Origin of the sequence: Marinobacter metalliresistant, from assembly GCF_038098645.1 — a bacterium.
Lineage (GTDB): Bacteria > Pseudomonadota > Gammaproteobacteria > Pseudomonadales > Oleiphilaceae > Marinobacter > Marinobacter metalliresistant.
Genome location: NZ_CP101118.1, coordinates 1,338,298 through 1,355,874, shown reverse-complemented (window position 1 = coordinate 1,355,874; position 17,577 = coordinate 1,338,298). Strand labels below are relative to the sequence as shown.

Genomic DNA, 17,577 nt, shown 5'->3' with positions numbered 1-17,577 from the left:
CAAACAAGCCATAAGCAAAAAATCATCGCCAAAGAAGATTGGAACTTGGGCCTATGTCTCTCCCGGATCAAGGCTATGGCGGAAAACGAAAAGGCGTCCGGGGCTGCTATGTCGGCCGGAGCCGCTAATATGCTGCAACCGGCATGAGCGCTGGGAGATTTTGCATGAGAGATATAGACAGTAGTATCAGTGCGTCGTTGCCCCAGCAAGAAACGGTATTGGATCAGTCTGCCAGTAAAGGCCACAAGTTTTCCGCCAAGTTATGGCTTTTCCTGCTTCAAAGTTTCTTTGCCCTGATGCTTGTTGTGCCAACTACTCTTCAGGCTCCGCGTGGAGTGTTTCTTGTATTGATCGCAGTTGTGGGCGGTGTGCTTGCGCTTCGGACATGGCGAGTTCACCGCGATATCATTTTGCTCTGGCTACTCACAATGCTGGTCGGCCTTTTTGGTGTCATTTGGGGTGTGACCAACTCCGCACCTGGGGCTTTGAAAGTTACGTCTGTTTATCTCATATGGCCAGTACTCTATCTTCTTTTTATTGGCCTGGCCCATGATCCTCGGGTAATTAAATCTATAGAATCTGCATTGCTCGTGGGAATAACGTTTGCCACCTTAATGGCGCTCACTGTCATTCTGGCTGGTCTATTGGGCTATGGCAGTATTATCTATCCTCTGCTGGAGTTTCAGGGGGCGGCTTTTGGCAACTATGGCGGTTTTATTGAGTTCCGAACGTATGGGCTGACCACTGTGATGTATGGTTTTCCATTTGTTCTTTCTGTGATTTTGGTAAGGCGTGGTGAGCTTCGTGGTTTGCGAAAATTTGGTATCTATCTGCTCTTGTTTGCCATTGTGCTCGCTGCTCTGGGGTCTGGGCGAAGGGCTTTCTGGCTGGTGATGTTGCTAACGCCATTTATCATGCTGTCGTTTTTGCAGCTGTCTTCATGCCACTTAAAGCCCGTGCCATTTTTGTCACTAACGTTTAAATCCTCCGTACTCGCCGTTCTGGCGATAGCGTGCATCATTACGGCGATCGGTTTAGACCCTGTTGCGCTGGTAGAAAATTTTGTAGCGGCGTTTCAAGGCCAGGAAGCCTCTAGTGGTGAGCGATTTAAGCAGGCAGCATCACTTTGGGAGAAGTTTAGCGAATCTCCTGTCGTTGGTCATGGCTTTGGAAGTACGGTTGATGTCGTGCGCTCCCACGATACGCCTTGGGCCTATGAGTTGTCTTATCTGGCATTGTTGATGAATGTTGGGCTTGTCGGCTTTTTGATTTATTCCGCTGCTGTTCTTTGGGTGGCGTTAAAAGGGATTCAGCTGTCCCGAAAAAACGCCGAATTTGCCAAGCTTTTCGTTCCCCTGATTACCGCGCTTAGCGCATTTCTCATTATGAATGCCACTAACCCCTACCTGGGGAAGTTTGACTACCTTTGGGTAATTTTTCTCCCAGTGGCGCTGATCAACGCCTATCTCACCCGACGGCCCAAGTATGATTGATATAGTTACAGTAAACTGGAACTCTGGCACCCAATTGAAAGAATGCATAGATTCGGTCCTTGACCATGACAAAGGTGAATTATCCAGCATTATCGTTGTAGATAATGGCTCCACCGATGATTCTGTAGCAACAGTAGAAGGTCTTCCCGGCGTAGAGGTCATTCACACGGGCGAAAACCTCGGCTTCGGTGCAGCCTGTAATATTGGCGCGAAAGCGGGCCAATCTCCCTACATACTCTTTCTTAATCCAGATACCCGGCTGGAAGCCGATTCCATATCTGTGCCTTTGGCTTTTATGGAACGGCCAGAGAACGGGAAAGTCGGAATTTGCGGCATTCAACTGGTGGACGAGCAGGGCAGGGTCAGTCGAACTTGCGCACGCTACCCGACATTGGGGCGCCTGGTGTCCTCCGCGCTGGGATTGGATAAGTTGCCCGGTTTGACGGGCAGCGGCATTCATATGGCTGACTGGGGGCACGGCGAAATAACTCGTGTCGATCATGTTATGGGGGCGTTCTATCTTATTCGACGCCGGGCTTTTGAGGTAGTCGGTGGGTTTGATGAGCGTTTCTTCGTTTATCTGGAGGACGTTGATCTTTCAAAAGGTGCAAATGAAGCAGGCTGGCCCACGTGGTACTTAACCGAAGCCCAGGCCTTCCACGCCGGTGGCGGTACTTCCCGGCAGGTTAAGGCACATCGTCTTTTTTATTCATTGCGCAGCCGTTTGCTCTACGCGTTCAAGCACTTTCCCCGTTGGCAAGCCTGGTTGCTGCTGGTCGTTACCAATGTTATTGAGCCGTTTACCCGCTCGGCCTGGTGTCTGTTGCGCGGCGATGTTACCGGTGTTAAGCACACCTGGGCAGCGTATCGCATGCTTTGGCGCGCTATGGGCCACATTCTGCGAGGCGAGGGGCGCTATAACCCATGAAAGTCCTGCTGTTATCCCGCTACGGACCGTTGGGCGCCAGTTCCCGTGTTCGCTTCTTGCAGTATTTACCGTATTTCCAGTCAAAAGGCATCGAAGTCACTGTAAAGCCGTTGTTGTCGGATGCTTACGTAAAGGCACTGTACAAAGGCGGTTCCCGCTGGCGCGAAGTGTTGAAAGGCTACGTGGTTCGGATTCTGGCATTACTTTCTGCCCGACGGTTTGATGTCGTCATTATCGAGAAGGAGCTTTTTCCCTTTATGCCGGCTATTGCCGAACGTTTCCTGAAACTCATGCGCGTGCCCTATGTTGTGGATTACGACGATGCCCTGTTTCATCGTTACGATTGCCATACCTATCGTTGGGTGCGGAGGTTGTTGGGGCAAAAAATCGATTCCGTTATGCGCCATGCCAACTGCGTGACTGCCGGTAACCGGTACCTCGCAGATCGGGCCCGGAAGGCCGGCGCAAAAAGAGTCGAAATTATCCCGACGGCGGTAGATGCTGACCGTTACCGGCCCAGGCAAAAAGCGAACTCAGAAGTCCTGACAGTGGGGTGGATAGGCACACCGCAAACCAGTCATTATCTGGAAGTGCTGGTTCCTGTGTTTGAAACGCTCAAGCAAGTGCTGCCTGTGCGCTTTGTCGCCGTTGGGGCTAATCCGGCAGATTTTGAAGGTACCCCGGTGGAGACCTGGCCATGGACGGAAGCTTCTGAAGTGGACTCTGTGCAGCAATTTGATATCGGCGTCATGCCTTTGGTCGACTCGCTGTGGGAGAGAGGAAAGTGTGGCTATAAGTTGATTCAGTACATGGCGTGTGGAGTGCCCGTTGTGGCGTCACCTGTGGGCGTTAACTGCGAGATTGTCGAGGAAGGAAAAACGGGGTATCTCGCAAGTTCCCCGGATGAGTGGCGGAGCACCTTGTTTGATTTGTTGAACGAAGATCCCGCAGTAAGAGCCCGGATGGGAGGCAATGGCAGGGAGCGTGTGTGGCGATGCTATTCTACAGAGACTCAGGGACCACGAATTGTGGACGTTTTGAGGCGTGCCAAGGGAGCGGGCTGCGATGACGGAGTTTAAGAAAATACTCCCACGGCAGCCAAAGTCTTGGTTGATCACAGGCTTTGCCGGCTTTATCGGCTCCAACCTCATCACACTCGACCAAAAAGTAATCAGGAATTCTAATGTGTAAGGCGAGCAAACGTTGGCAGCCAATCCCAAAGTAATACTGTTCGTGGTCAATGCCCCTGAGTTTTTTCTGTCGCATCGGTTGCCGATAGCCGTTGCTGCCAAAGAAGCAGGGTACGTGGTGCATGTCGCCTCGGCTCCTGGGCCTGGCGTTGAGACCATTCGGGCGAAAGGTTTCCTCCATCACCCGATTGGTTTTGCGCGAAGCGGGCAGAATCCGTTAGTGGAACTCAGAACTCTGGTGAGTTTAGCCCGGCTTTTTCAGAAAGCTCAACCAGATCTTGTTCACCTTATAACTATTAAGCCGGTGCTCTATGGTGGCATTGCGGCGCGGTTGGGTCGGGTGCCTGGCGTTGTTTCTGCGGTTTCGGGGCTGGGTACGGTATTTCTGGCAGATTCCGTACTGGCAAAGCTGCGCCGATGGCTGATTGTCAAATTATACTTGGCAGCTTTCAAGCAGAAGCGTTTGGCGGTTATTTTTCAAAATCCGGATGATCGCGATACTTTGATCTCGCTGGGTGCTCTGCATGGTGGTGATGTCCGCTTGATACGAGGTTCCGGCATTTCGCTGGATGACTTTCCCTCTGTGCCTGAGCCGGAGGGGGGTAAGCCGGTGGTGGTGATGGCCGCGCGCCTGTTGAGAGATAAGGGGGTATTTGAGTTCGTTGAAGCGGCCAGACTCCTCTGGAATCGTGGTTTAGAGGTCCGGATGAGGTTGATTGGTTCCGCGGATCCGGGAAATCTTACAAGTGTAACTGAGGCGGAGCTTGATCAGTGGCGTAAGGAGGGAATAGTCGAATTATTGGGATTCCGCTCTGATATTGCAGCGCAGTACACTGCTGCGAATATCGTGTGCCTTCCGTCTCATCGCGAGGGGCTGCCCAAGAGCCTTGTGGAGGCTGCTGCCTGCGGGCGAGCCGTGGTGACGACGGATGTGCCGGGTTGCCGAGATGCGATAACACCCGGTGAAACCGGGCTTCTGGTTCCTGTTAAGAATCCAGTTGCCTTGGCGAACGCAATTCAAAAGCTGATTGAAAATTCCGGGCTTCGGAAAAGAATGGGGAAAGCCGGTCGCATGCTGGCGGAAGATGCCTTTTCTATTGAGCACATTGTCGCCCAGCACTTGAAAATCTATGACGAGGTTTCGGGGCATGATTAACTACGGATGGTTTAGTTCATGAGAGTTTTACTAACTGGCGCCACTGGATTTATTGGAAGGCGCCTTGCGCACCAGCTTGACCAGTCGGACCGCGTTTCGTTGGCGTGTGCGGTCCGCCAATCTGGCACCGCAGTTTGTGGAAAAGAGTTTGTTGTTGGTGAGCTGAATACGAGCACAGATTGGGTGGCAGCGCTGAATACACAGGATCTGGTCATTCACGCAGCTGCCCGTGCTCATGTTATGCGGGATGAAACCGAAGATCCGCTGGCCGAATACCGCAAAGTTAACGTCGACGGCACGCTCAATCTTGCCCGCCAGGCCGCCAAAGCCGGTGTCCGACGGTTTATATTTATCAGTTCCATCAAGGTGAATGGTGAACACACCCCATTGAATCAACCTTTCAGGCCGGATGATAAACCTGCTCCCGAGGACGCCTACGGCATCTCCAAGATGGAGGCGGAGCAGGCATTGCAGGCTTTAGCTGAGGAAACCGGCATGGAGGTGGTTATCATCCGCCCGCCTCTGGTATATGGCCCCGGTGTAAAGGGTAACTTTGCCACCATGATCAAACTGCTTGAGAAAGGCCTTCCTCTCCCCCTGGGAGCCATCCACAACAAACGCTCTTTGGTGGCTCTGGATAATCTGGTGGACCTTATAATCACCTGCATTGATCACCCCAGGGCCGGTAATCAGGTGTTCCTGGCCGGAGATGGCGAGGACCTTTCTGCTACGGAGTTGTTGCGTGGAATCGGTAAGGCTATGGGTAAACCTGCCCGTTTGATTCCGGTACCTGCAGGGGTATTGATGTTCGGTGCGGGCCTGCTGGGTAAAACGGCAGTTGCGCAGCGCGTGCTGGGTTCTTTGCAGGTAGATATTTCGAAAGCCCGTAACCTACTGGGCTGGGAGCCGCCCTTTTCAGTTGAAGAAGGGCTGCGCCGCTGTTTCGATCCGGAGAATGTATGCTGATTCGTTTGTTTGATTTTTTCTTTTCCCTGCTTGGGCTGGTGTTGGGGGCTCCGATATTGCTGATTCTGCTGGTGGTGGGCCTTTTTGATACCGGCTCGCCGCTGTTCCGGCAACAGCGGGTGGGGCGGAACAAAAAACCGTTTACCCTGGTCAAGTTCCGCACCATGAGGAAAGGCACCGCTTCGGTGGCAAGTCATCTGGCCAGTGCCAACGCGATCACGCCTTTCGGCCGCTTTCTGCGTGGCACCAAGCTGGACGAGCTTCCCCAGCTGTGGAACGTGCTCAAAGGAGAAATGAGCCTCGTTGGCCCCCGGCCTTGTTTGTTCAATCAGGAGGAATTGATTGCCGAAAGGGAACGGCGAGGCGTACTTGGTGCCCGCCCCGGTATAACAGGCCTGGCGCAGGTCAATGATATCGATATGTCTACCCCTCGCCTGCTCGCGGAAACCGACCAGAAGATGCTTCAGAATCTCACCCTGCCTGCGTACTTCAAGTACATTTTCATGACCGTCGCCGGCAAAGGCGCGGGCGACCGTATACCGGGGGAAGGCGGGTAACCAGCCCACCTCGCGGTCCGGCTTTGCCTGAAATCTGGTTAAAATACATGCATTCTGAAAGCTTTAACAATTCTTTACCCGCCTAACTGCCTGAAACCCCGTGTGTCAGCCTTTTTTCCATTTTTCTGTTCCTGCGATTGCAGTAGAATCTGCGCGCATTCACCTAAGAGCATTCACGAACTGACAGGGACGCAGTCGGGAGTTTGTTGTCCCCGCCTTTATTTTGCCTGTCCTTAACTGATATCCATTCTATGACCTCAAAACACTGGGCCCTGGTCGGTGGGGCGGTAGCGTGCCTGATTCCTTTTGCCACCTTCTCGGCACCCTGGGTCAGTCCCGGAGATCTTCGGGCGCGGCACCAAATCCAGAGCCAGGCGGATTCCGGCCAGCTCAACCGGACAGTTACCACCTGGCCGATACAGAAGCAAGCCGTAGACCGCGAGACAAAGCGCGGAGCAAGCAGCCGTATCACTCTGGAAGGCGCCTCGGAGACACCCTTTCTGCGAAGCTTCGCCGGCGAACCCCGTGAACAAGGTGAGCTGGGCCTCGATATTGAGTACCAGGGAGCCTGGTGGGCAGCCGGTGTTAGTCCTTCCGTGGCTGTAAATCCCTCCGATGACGACACGCTCCGGCTGGATGGCTCTTTCATCACCCTCAGTGCCTTTAACTGGCAGTTCGGAGCCGGTGCTATTGACCGCTGGTGGGGCCCTGGCTGGCAATCCAGCCTGATCCTCTCAGACAACGCCAGGCCGGCCCCCGGGATCTGGTTTAACCGAGTGGACCAAGCTCCCTTCGAAACGCCGATCCTTTCCTGGATTGGCCCCTGGCAGTTAACCTTTGCAGCCAGCCAGCTCGAACAAGCGCGTGAAGTACCAGAGCCCTTGTGGGTTGGTGTCAGGGGGACGTTTCGCCCGGTTAAGGGCCTGGATATCGGGCTCACGCGGACCTTTCTGTTCGGCGGAGAGGGGCGTTCTTCAAGCCCGGGTACCTTCTGGGATGCCTTTACCGGCAATGATAACCCCCGGGACAGCTCACAAGACCCGAGCAACCAGCTCGGCGCCGTCGACGTTCGTTACGGGTTTGAGGTTGGAGGCGAGACTGCCGGGGTTTATGGCCAGATGATGGGAGAAGACGAAGCCGGAGGCTTTCCCTCCCGAAAATCCTGGCTCTTCGGTGCAGACGCCACCACGAGCCTCTGGGGCCGGCAACAGCGCTGGTTTGTTGAAGGCGCCGATACCCTTGCGGATAATCTGTTCGGGGATCCGATGCCCGATATCAGTTACGAGCACAGGGTCTACCGCACCGGGTACCGGTATAAGGGGCGGAACATGGCGGCATCGATAGATTCTGATAGTCAGTTGATCACTCTTGGTTATTACGACTTTTTCGAACGAGGCAGCACTCTGGGGGTCTCCCTCAGTTTGCTGGATCTTATGGGAAATCCCGATTCCCGCGTTAGCACACCGGATCCTGAGGTAGAATATACGGTTCCCGCACGCGATCAGCGTGTCTTTGTGGTTTCCGGGTACTACGAGATACCCGTGCGAACTGGCAAGCTGAGCCTTTTTGCACAATTGGCGGAAGACAAAATTGAAGTCCGCTCCGGTGAGCTGGATCAGTGGTCCTTGTCAGCCCGTTGGACCCATTCATTCTGATAAATCTTACTCATTCTGATACCCAAAACTCAGGCCCCGTGCACATGAAGTCAGTATCACCCAGAAAAATTCCCGGCAAATTGCTCCTGTCGTTGGTGTCTTCATTCCTGATGGCAGGCTGCGCCGCGACTGGAGGTGGGCATCAGGCTGCTTCTTCAAAAGGCTATACGTCAGATTGGATGTACACAGGGGACAGCATCACCTACCTTTCAGAAGCGCACTCAAACGAGGTGGAACAGGCTGGGCCCGGTGAAGTGGTGTCTCTGGCCAGGACGCCCTGGGGAGAAAACATCCGAATCGAAATGAAGGCCAGGTACTTCTCCGCTTCCGGAAAACCCTGCTTTTCAACCACCATCATAAGTCAGGGTGTTGCACCTGATGCCGTTAATCTTTGCAAGTACGGCTCGGGGCGCTGGGGTGCCACGCGGGCCTTCTCTCCTGCGGAAACAGACCGCCCGCAGCTGACCGTAGGAGACGCCAAATGAACGAGGTGTCTCTGAAAAAGCTCATCCAGGGGCTATTCTTGCTCCTGGCAGTTTCATTGGCCTTGCCACTCCAGGCCCAAAGCCTGGGCGACATTCCCGCCAGCCAGAGGGAAAGGCTATTACCGCAGCTTGAAGCGGCCACTCAGGCAAGCTCAGCATCCGAAGCGGATGCGGCCGCCAGTGAAGCGCAATCCAATACCAATCGCCAGACGGGCACCTATGGCCCGATTCTGACAGAAGATCAGAAAGCGGAACTGACACCCTTCGGCGCAGGCCTGTTTGAAGGCGGCTTCCGGGGGCTGCGTTCAGATGGCCTGAACCCGGATTACCGGGTACTCCCCGGCGACCAGATAACCCTGAGGCTGTGGGGTGCCATGGAACTGGACCGGGTGCTCCCGGTTGATGCCCAGGGCAATATCTTTATTCCCTCTGTAGGCCCCGTGCAGGTTGAGGGTGTCACTCACGCCCAGCTTGATGCGATTGTAAAATCCGCTGTGCGGAAGGTGTACCCGGATAACGTCAGCGTATACACCAACCTTCAGGGCGTTCAGCCGGTCGCCGTATTTGTAACCGGATTTGTGAACAAGCCTGGCCGTTATGTTGGCGTGCCCAGTGATTCTGTGCTTTACCTTCTGGATCAGGCCTCCGGTATCAACCCGGATCTGGGCAGCTACCGCAACATAACCCTCAGGCGAGATGGCAAGGTGATCGCCGAGCTGGATCTGTACGACTTTATCCTCAAGGGCGACTTGCAGCATCCGCAGCTGCAGGATGGCGATACCGTTTTCGTAGAGCGCCGCGGCCCGGCGATCACCGTGCTGGGCGACGTAGGCCAATTCCATGTCTTCGAGCTGAAAGATGGCCCCTTGATGGGTGCCAGGCTCACTGAAATGGCGCCACTGCTGCCTGGGGTTTCCCATGCTTTGATACGCGGAAAACGTGGCGTAGAGCCCTATTCCGGGTACCTCCGGCTTGCGCAATTCAAGGCCACGGCACTGGCCGATGGCGACGAAGTGATTTTCCTGGCAGACCAGCGTGCCGACAGCCTGGTAGTGCAACTTGAAGGCGCCTACCTCGGCCGCTCCTATTACGTGGTTCCCAAAGGCACCTCCTTGCATGAACTGCTTAACGAAGTGGCGGTAAACCCTGAAGAAACCGCCTACGAGAGCATCTCCATCCGCCGGAAAAGCGTTGCCGAGCGCCAGAAAGAAGCGCTCGATGAAAGCCTGCGCCGCCTGGAAACCACCTACCTCGGCGCTTCCTCCTCTACGGCTGAAGAATCCGCCATCCGGGCCAGAGAAGCTGAATTGATCTCCCAGTTTGTGCGCGAAGCCCGCCAGGTAGAACCCAACGGCCGCCTGGTGGTGGCCCATCAGGGCAAACTGGTGGACATCCGCCTGCAGGATGGCGACGTGATCACCTTGCCCCAGCGCACGGATTCTATTCTGGTCAGCGGAGAAGTCTATATTCCGCAATCCCTGGTCTACGTACCGGGCCGAGCTGTCAGCGACTACATCGAAGCGGCAGGCGGATTCAGCCAGCACGCAGACGATGATCATATTCTCATCGCCCGCCAGAACGGCGAAGTTAGGGATGCCGGCGAAGTGCCATTGCGCCCGGGCGACCAGATTCTGGTCTTGCCAAAGGTTGAAACCAAGAATCTGCAGATCGCATCAACGGTCACCCAGATTCTATACCAGATTGCTGTTGCAACCAGGGTAGCCCTTGATCTCTGATGGCTGAAGCGATTGTTCGAAGCCCCTGGCGGGTAACCATCCACGTCTGGCATGCGCTGTTTATGCGTGAGGCACTGGCCCGCGTTACCGCGGACCGGGTTGCCTGGTTCTGGTTGATGGCAGAGCCGGTTGCTCATGTGTTGCTGCTGGTCTGGGTGCGGACGCTCATCGGGCATGCCCGAATCATTCCCGGTGCGGATTTCGTGCCCTGGCTGGTTGTTGGTGTAACAACCTTTATTCTGTTCCGCAATCAGATGAACCGTGGGATGAACGCCATTTCGGCTAACCGGGCACTGTTTGCATACCGGCAGGTCCATCCGGCAGACACCCTGTTTGTTCGTTCCGGCCTTGAGGGCGTGCTCAGCACCATTGTAATGCTGGTTCTGGTGCTCGTGTTTACCCTTCTGGGCCAGCACATGGTGCCGCATGACCCCTTATATGTAATCGGTATCTGGTGCCTGGTGTGGCTTTTCGGCCTCGGGGCTGGCCTTGTTTTCTCGGTAGTCATCACCGTACTTCCAGAACTGCAAAAATTTGTGACTATGATTATGTTCCCGTTGTATTTTCTCTCGGGCATCATCATTCCGGTACAGTATTTCCCCCAGGACATCCGTTATTATCTTCTATTCAACCCGGTACTCCACCTCATCGAGAATATCCGTTATGGATTTTTTGAGGGCTATCGGCTGATAGATGGAGTCAGCCTGCTGTATCCCGCCTGGTGGGTTCTCGGTGCCCTGTTACTGGGCTTGCTCTTGCAGGTGCGTTACAAGGTCAGGCTATTGGCCCAATGATCGAAGTGCGAGACGTATACAAACGCTACCACGGCCCTTTTGGCGGCGATTGGGTGCTCAAAGGTGTTGATTTCACGATCCCGAAAAACACCAGCGTGGGCATTGTCGGCCGCAACGGTGCAGGTAAGTCCACCCTGCTGCGTTTGATTGGTGGCATGGATGCGCCGGACAAAGGCAAAATCACCCACCACTGCCGGGTATCCTGGCCAATCGGTCTTGGCGGAGGGTTCCAGGGCTCTATGACCGGCCGCCAGAACGTCAAGTTTGTTGCCAGGATTCACGGCGGTAACAGCCGTATTCCGGAGCTGATCCAGAAAGTCCAGGATTTCGCGGAAATCGGCAAAGCCTTTGACCAACCCGTAAAAACCTACTCATCCGGTATGCGCAGCCGCCTCGCCTTTGGCCTGTCGCTGGCGTTCGATTTCGACGTGTACCTCTCAGACGAAGCCACAGCCGTAGGCGACAAAGCCTTCAAGGAAAAAGCCACCAAAGCCTTCCATGACAGGGTAGGGCAAGCAAGCATTATCATGGTTTCCCACCAGGAAGGCATGCTCAAAGATTTATGCCAGGCCGGCGTTCTTCTGGAAAAGGGCAATGCCACCTGGTTCGACAACATCCACGATGCCATCAAGCAATACCACGAGAGCCTCGGTAAATGACCCGATTTCTGAAGAAAAACCCGTTCTGGCTGCTGGCCCTGGTCGCTGTTCTGCTGGCGATAGTCTATTGGGGCCTGCTGGCAACAGACCGGTATGTATCGAGGGCCCACATAGTCCTGCAGTCCCCCGAGATCAACCCGGCCAGCCTGAACGTTTCTTCTCTGCTTTCCGGAACCAGCGGCTCCGGAGATCTGCTTTTGCTGAAAGACCACCTTGAGTCCGTCAACATGATTCGCAAGCTGGATGAAAAGCTGAAACTGCGAAGCCATTACACTCAGCCCAGCATTGACTGGTTGTCCAGACTTGAAAGCGAAGACGTACCCATCGAAACCTTCTACGAGTACATGCAAGGCATGATCAAGGTGCACTTTGACGATTATGCCCAGTTGCTGCAGGTTCAGGTTCAGGCCTACACCCCGGAGATGGCGCAGGCCATAACCCAGGCACTGCTTGAGGAAGGTGAGCAGCACATGAACCTGATGGGCCAGCGCCTTGCGCAGGAGCAGGTTGAGTTTATTGACCAACAAGCCCAGCAGTTGGAGCAGAGGTTGTTCGAGGCGCGCGATGCCATCCTGAAATACCAGAATGAGAACGGACTAGTCGCCCCCACCCAAACCGTGGAAGCTATCTTTACAACCGTGTCTCATCTCCAGGCTGAGTTAGCCTTACTGGAAGCCCGGATCAAATCCCAGAAAAGCTTCCAGAGCGAAAGCTCTCCGGAGGTCCGTAAGTTGCGTAACGAAGCCCAGGCCCTTGAACAACAAATCGAAATCGAAAGAAACAAGCTGGCTCGCGAGAGTGGTGAATCCCTGAACCGGGTTTCTGCCGAATACGAAACCCTGGAAATGCGCGCCAAATTTGCCCTGGAGCTCTACTCCAATGCCCTGGTTGCGCTGGAATCAACCCGGGTGGAAGCCTCCAGAAAACTCAAGCAGATCTCCGTTCTGGAATACCCGACGCTTCCGGAATTTCCCACCCGGCCCGAACGGTTATACAACATCACCGTGTTCGCCATTATGGTGCTGTTGATCGCCGCCATTTTTCACCTGATTGCATCTGTCGTCAGGGACCATCGGGACTAACCAGATAGATGGCGCAGAACCGGCCTGACACTCCCAATAACTGGCAGCAGTTTGCCCACGAGCATGGCATCGAGGGGAGACCGGTTGTCGCTTTTGGTTTCAATCCCCACTGGCGGCCGGCGCTGGCGAGTTTTGTTCAGGGAGTGAAGATTCGCCACGTAAGACATCCGGGCAGGATCCCCGGGGGAGCCGTGGTGCTTGTCTGGGGAAGCCGGAAGATAGCGGGACTTCCCGACGGCAGCATAACCATCCGACTGGAAGATGGATTCCTCAGGTCCGTGGGCCTGGGCGCCGAATTTGCCCGGCCGCTGTCCTGGGTGGCAGACTTCGACCACCTTTATTTCGATGCCGAGGGGCCTTCCCGCCTTGAAAACCTCCTGAACACCCACGTGTTTAACGAACAGGAGCAAGAGCGGGCACAGAACCTGCTAGATAAAATTCAGGAAGCCGGCATCACCAAATACAACACCGGGTATTCCGGTTGGCAGCGTCCTGAGGGGAAAGTGCGAGTCATTTTGGTGCCAGGCCAGGTGGAGAGTGATGCCTCCATACGATTCGGGTCGCCGGAAATCAGAACGAATATGGCTCTTTTGAGCCAGGTCAGGGAAGCCAATCCCGACGCATGGATAATCTACAAACCCCACCCGGATGTGGTGGCCGGTGCCCGCAAAGCGGGAGAAAAGGAAGCAAGCGCACCGGCCTGGTGCGATGAAGTGGTCACCGAGGCGGCAATGGATGCACTCCTCGCCCAGGTGGACGAAGTGCATACCATGACCTCACTGACCGGGTTTGAAGCACTGATCCGTAACAAACGTGTCATCTGTTACGGGCTACCCTTTTATGCGGGTTGGGGCCTGACAACAGACAAACTGGCGTGCGAACGCCGGCAACGCGTTCTGAGCTTGACAGAACTGGCGCATGCAACCCTGATCCAGTACCCGTTTTATGTAAGCCGGCAAACGGGGAACTATGTATCGCCGGAACAGATCCTGGATGTACTGCAACAATGGCGAGGAAGTCCGTCCTCATGGCGAGCAGTGATAAAAAAACAGACACGCAAGGCAATCAACGTGGTCTGGGGCAAAACGTAGTAACACTAGGTGCTGAATCCCAAGGTTCCTCAGAGCACATCGCGATAGTCGGCACCCTGGTGGATACCATGTTGGGCTTCCGGGGTGAACTCATTCGAGACATGGTCGCAGCAGGCCATCAAGTCTATGCCTTCGCTACCGATTATTGCCCGGAAACCGAACAGGCCATTCGCGATATGGGGGCGCATCCGGTGCACTACCGCATGAGCCAGCTTGGCACCAACCCCGTCAGCGACCTGATGGCCGTCTGGCATTTGCGTAAACTGTTTGTCCGCCATCGGATTTCACTGAGCTATTGTTACTTTTCCAAACCGGCCATCTACGGCACCCTGGCCGCTCGTATGGCGGGTGTGCCCAGGCGAATCGCCAAGATTGAGGGCCTTGGCCGGATATTCACGGTGAGCCCGAGAGGAGACAGGCTGCGAAAGCGCCTGATTCGCAGAGTGATGGCAGGACTGTTCCGTTTCAGCTTGCCTATGGCCCACAAGCTGTATGTGCTGAACGAGGGCGACAAAGAAGACCTGCAAAGTTTTGGCGTAATCCGGCCGGAACCGGAAGTGTTGGGCGGTATTGGCGTTTGCCTTGAACGCTACTACTTCTGCCCGCCGGTCACCGAGACCATTCGCTTCATCTTTGTTGCCCGCCTGCTGCATGAAAAAGGCGTACGCTATTTTGTGGATGCCGCCAAAGCCCTTGGCAAGCGATACCCTCAGGCTGAATTCATTCTGTTGGGTGCGCCCGATGCCAAGCCGGGGGCGGTTGATAAAGCCGAGTTAAAAGAGCTGGTCAGCGAGGGCGTAGTCCGCTACCCGGGCGCAGTAAAGGATGTAACCCCCTGGCTTGCCGCGAGCAGTGTGTTTGTTCTGCCCAGCTACTATCGTGAGGGCGTACCGCGCAGCACCCAGGAAGCTCTCGCCATGGGCCGCCCGGTGATCACAACCGATGTACCGGGCTGCCGAAGAACTGTTAAAGATGGTGTGAATGGTTTCCTGGTGCCTCCTCACGATCAGGAGGCCCTGGAAGAAGCCATGCTGAAGTTCCTGAGGGAGCCCGAACTCGTTCGTTCCATGGGCCTGGCAAGTTTCAACTTCGCCCAGGACCACTTTGACGTACGCAAGATCAACCGCCGCATTCTCCGTGATATTGGCATTGCCATTCGCGAAGCGGGCGTTGAACACAGCGAACCAGAGCCTGTTAACGGGCGCCTCCAGGCAGACTCCTGGCGATAGAATCCAATCTCTTCACCACCAAGACTGACAACAGACCCATGCCTAAAACCTTCCTGATTACCGGCGGTGCCGGTTTCATCGGCTCTGCCGTTGTTCGTGAACTTCTCGAGAACACCGATCACAATGTAGTGAACGTGGACAAGCTCACCTATGCCGGCAACCTGGAATCTCTGGCCAGTGTTGCAGATAGCCCTCGCTACCACTTCATCCAGGCGGATATCTGTGATGCCGAGGCCATGGCAGGAGCGTTCAACCTCCATAAACCAGACATCGTGATGCACCTGGCTGCCGAAAGCCACGTAGACCGCTCCATCGATGGCCCCGCCGCCTTCATGGAAACCAACATCATCGGCACCTATACACTGCTGGAAGCTGCGCGCGGTTATTGGAAAGCCCTGCAAGAAACCAATCCGGAAAAATCTAAAAGCTTCCGTTTCCACCACATAAGCACCGATGAAGTTTACGGCGATCTCGAGAATACTGACGAGCTCTTTACTGAAACCACCTCGTACGCCCCAAGCAGCCCCTACAGCGCCAGCAAAGCCAGCTCTGATCACCTTGTAAGAGCCTGGCAACGCACCTACGGCATGCCAACGCTGGTTACCAATTGCAGCAACAACTACGGCCCCTATCACTTCCCGGAAAAACTGATTCCCTTGGTGATCCTCAACGCCTTGGCGGGTAAACCACTCCCCGTATATGGCGATGGCAGCCAGATCCGAGACTGGCTCTACGTAGAGGACCACGCCCGCGCGTTGATACTGGTGGCCCAGCAAGGCGGAATTGGCGAGACCTACAACATTGGCGGCCACAACGAAAAGAAAAACCTGGAAGTGGTAGAAACCATCTGCGACATCCTCCAGGAACTGGTGCCCAAACATACCAGCTACCGTGACCAGATCACCTTCGTAAAAGACCGCCCGGGCCACGACCTGCGCTACGCCATAGACGCGAGCAAAATCGAAAACGACCTGGGTTGGACGCCCCAGGAAACCTTCAAAACCGGCCTACGCAAAACCATCCAGTGGTATCTGGACAATGAAACCTGGTGGAAACGAGTGCAAGATGGCAGTTACCAGGGTGAGCGTCTGGGGGTAACTGCTTAAAGACGTTTTGGCCACCGACACTCACGGATGTTCACGGACGAAAGAGAGACAAATGATCAAGGAAGAAGACCTCACCTACAGGATACGTGGGGCGATTTTTGAAGTTAATAAAGTTCTGGGTCCTGGTTTTCTTGAGGGCGTATATCAGAGGGCACTCGAGCTTGAGTTACAGCAACGGGGGCTGGAGGTTCAAACTGAGGTGCCGGTCAACATAACTTATAAAGGCCAGCTGGTAGGCGAGCATCGGCTGGATTTGTTGGTGAATAACACGGTGATTCTCGAGCTAAAAGCACAACAACGGCTGCCCCTGTCGGCCGAGCCCCAGCTCATCAACTATTTGAGAGCAACCGGAAAATCCGTAGGCATACTTGTTAACTTCACATACCCGAAAGCGTTCATAAAAAGAATTGTTGTTTAGCCACGGACACTCTCGGACTTACACGGACAAAGACCAAGAAGGCTTTTGAAAAACATATCTATTCATTAATTCGTATTGTGTCCGTGTGAGTCCGTGAGCGTCCGTGGCCCCAAAAAAGGTGTTTTAGATTGAAAATCCTCCTCCTAGGCAAAACCGGCCAGGTGGGGTTCGAACTCCACCGAACCCTGGCCCCACTGGGCTCCATCACAGCACCGACAAGAGCGGAAGTGGACCTGATGAACCCGCAGGCAGTTGCCGATTACCTCGAGCAACATCAACCAGACCTCATCGTCAACGCCGCCGCCTGGACCGCAGTAGATGCCGCCGAAGAACATCAGGAAGAAGCTTACCGCCTAAATGCGGGCCTGCCCGAGCAGTTGGCCAGGTTTGCCCTTGAGCAGGGTGCTTTCCTGGTGCACTACAGCTCCGATTACGTTTACCCAGGCAACGGCACCGAACCCTGGCAGGAAACCAGCGAAACCGGTCCCCTGAGCGTATACGGCCAAACGAAACTTGAAGGGGATCAGGCCATCCAGCGCAGCGGCGCCGAACACTTCATCTTCCGCACCAGCTGGGTCTACAGTGCCCGCGGCAACAACTTTATGAAAACCATGTTGCGGCTGGCCAAAAGCAAAACCGAGCTGAATATAGTCGCAGACCAGGTCGGCGCGCCAACACCGGCACGGCTGATTGCACAGATAACCGCCCTGGCTGTCCACAGCAACATACCAGCGGGGCTCTACCATCTTGCCCCGGCGGGTGAAACCAGCTGGCAAGGCTTCGCGCAGGAAATCTTCCACTTGGCCAAAGCGCACGGTGAACAACTCACCATGGGCCCGGAAAATGCGCACGCGATCCCCACAAGCGACTACCCAACGCCGGCCAAACGCCCGCTGAACTCCAGAATGGAACTCTCTAAACTGGAAACCGCCCTCAACATCCAGATGCCAGACTGGCAGAGTCAGTTGCAGTTAACACTCGGCGAATATCTGGAAGAAGCGTAATCAAGTCTCGGAGCAACATCAGAATGAC

17 protein-coding genes are annotated in these 17,577 nt (G+C 54.9%); all 17 read left to right on the top strand.

The annotated features are described in order from the left end of the window. Positions 1-164 precede the first annotated feature (164 nt). The 17 genes from NLK58_RS06270 to rfbD all read left to right on the top strand — a co-directional run bounded on the left by NLK58_RS06270 (position 165) and on the right by rfbD (position 17,549). Complete coding sequence (locus NLK58_RS06270) at positions 165-1,493, top strand: hypothetical protein (protein WP_341582333.1); 1,329 nt, start codon at positions 165-167, stop codon at positions 1,491-1,493. Further along, positions 1,486-2,421, top strand: coding sequence for a glycosyltransferase family 2 protein (locus NLK58_RS06265; RefSeq protein WP_341582332.1), 936 nt, complete (start codon positions 1,486-1,488; stop codon positions 2,419-2,421). Before NLK58_RS06270 ends, NLK58_RS06265 begins: the two co-directional genes overlap by 8 nt. Beyond that, the gene (locus NLK58_RS06260; protein ID WP_341582331.1) at positions 2,418-3,500 is read left to right on the top strand and encodes a glycosyltransferase family 4 protein; all 1,083 of its coding nucleotides are present in this window, start codon (positions 2,418-2,420) and stop codon (positions 3,498-3,500) included. Before NLK58_RS06265 ends, NLK58_RS06260 begins: the two co-directional genes overlap by 4 nt. 124 nt (positions 3,501-3,624) lie before the next feature. Continuing rightward, entirely contained in the window at positions 3,625-4,767 is a 1,143-nt protein-coding gene (locus NLK58_RS06255) for a glycosyltransferase family 4 protein (protein ID WP_341582330.1), read from the top strand. Between the two features lie 18 nt (positions 4,768-4,785). Then, complete coding sequence (locus NLK58_RS06250; protein ID WP_341582329.1) at positions 4,786-5,733, top strand: SDR family oxidoreductase; 948 nt, start codon at positions 4,786-4,788, stop codon at positions 5,731-5,733. Continuing rightward, positions 5,730-6,290, top strand: a complete 561-nt coding sequence (locus tag NLK58_RS06245) for a sugar transferase (RefSeq protein ID WP_341582774.1) — start codon at positions 5,730-5,732, stop codon at positions 6,288-6,290. The genes NLK58_RS06250 and NLK58_RS06245 overlap by 4 nt, the downstream gene beginning before the upstream one ends. Before the next feature lie 251 nt (positions 6,291-6,541). After that, positions 6,542-7,945, top strand: a complete 1,404-nt coding sequence (locus NLK58_RS06240; RefSeq protein WP_341582328.1) for a capsule assembly Wzi family protein — start codon at positions 6,542-6,544, stop codon at positions 7,943-7,945. A gap of 179 nt (positions 7,946-8,124) precedes the next feature. Then, positions 8,125-8,430, top strand: a complete 306-nt coding sequence (locus NLK58_RS06235; protein WP_341582327.1) for a DVU3141 family protein — start codon at positions 8,125-8,127, stop codon at positions 8,428-8,430. Then, complete coding sequence (locus tag NLK58_RS06230; protein ID WP_341582326.1) at positions 8,427-10,166, top strand: polysaccharide biosynthesis/export family protein; 1,740 nt, start codon at positions 8,427-8,429, stop codon at positions 10,164-10,166. The genes NLK58_RS06235 and NLK58_RS06230 overlap by 4 nt, the downstream gene beginning before the upstream one ends. Next, positions 10,166-10,960 carry an ABC transporter permease gene (locus NLK58_RS06225; RefSeq protein ID WP_341582325.1) on the top strand — a complete coding sequence of 265 codons (795 nt, stop codon included), beginning with the start codon at positions 10,166-10,168 and terminating at the stop codon, positions 10,958-10,960. The genes NLK58_RS06230 and NLK58_RS06225 overlap by 1 nt, the downstream gene beginning before the upstream one ends. Further along, positions 10,957-11,619, top strand: a complete 663-nt coding sequence (locus NLK58_RS06220; protein WP_341582324.1) for an ABC transporter ATP-binding protein — start codon at positions 10,957-10,959, stop codon at positions 11,617-11,619. Before NLK58_RS06225 ends, NLK58_RS06220 begins: the two co-directional genes overlap by 4 nt. Then, positions 11,616-12,701 (top strand): chain-length determining protein, encoded by a 1,086-nt coding sequence (locus NLK58_RS06215; RefSeq protein WP_341582323.1) that lies wholly within the window; start codon positions 11,616-11,618, stop codon positions 12,699-12,701. The genes NLK58_RS06220 and NLK58_RS06215 overlap by 4 nt, the downstream gene beginning before the upstream one ends. Positions 12,702-12,709: 8 nt before the next feature. Then, positions 12,710-13,792: a hypothetical protein gene (locus NLK58_RS06210; protein ID WP_341582322.1), complete on the top strand. Its 1,083-nt coding sequence runs from the start codon at positions 12,710-12,712 to the stop codon at positions 13,790-13,792. Continuing rightward, positions 13,729-15,021: a glycosyltransferase family 4 protein gene (locus NLK58_RS06205; protein ID WP_341582321.1), complete on the top strand. Its 1,293-nt coding sequence runs from the start codon at positions 13,729-13,731 to the stop codon at positions 15,019-15,021. The genes NLK58_RS06210 and NLK58_RS06205 overlap by 64 nt, the downstream gene beginning before the upstream one ends. Positions 15,022-15,059: 38 nt before the next feature. After that, the gene (gene rfbB / locus NLK58_RS06200; protein ID WP_341582320.1) at positions 15,060-16,127 is read left to right on the top strand and encodes a dTDP-glucose 4,6-dehydratase; all 1,068 of its coding nucleotides are present in this window, start codon (positions 15,060-15,062) and stop codon (positions 16,125-16,127) included. Between the two features lie 52 nt (positions 16,128-16,179). Beyond that, positions 16,180-16,545 (top strand): GxxExxY protein, encoded by a 366-nt coding sequence (locus NLK58_RS06195; protein ID WP_341582319.1) that lies wholly within the window; start codon positions 16,180-16,182, stop codon positions 16,543-16,545. Between the two features lie 128 nt (positions 16,546-16,673). Beyond that, entirely contained in the window at positions 16,674-17,549 is an 876-nt protein-coding gene (gene rfbD / locus NLK58_RS06190) for a dTDP-4-dehydrorhamnose reductase (RefSeq protein ID WP_341582318.1), read from the top strand. The last annotated feature ends 28 nt before the right edge of the window (positions 17,550-17,577 follow it).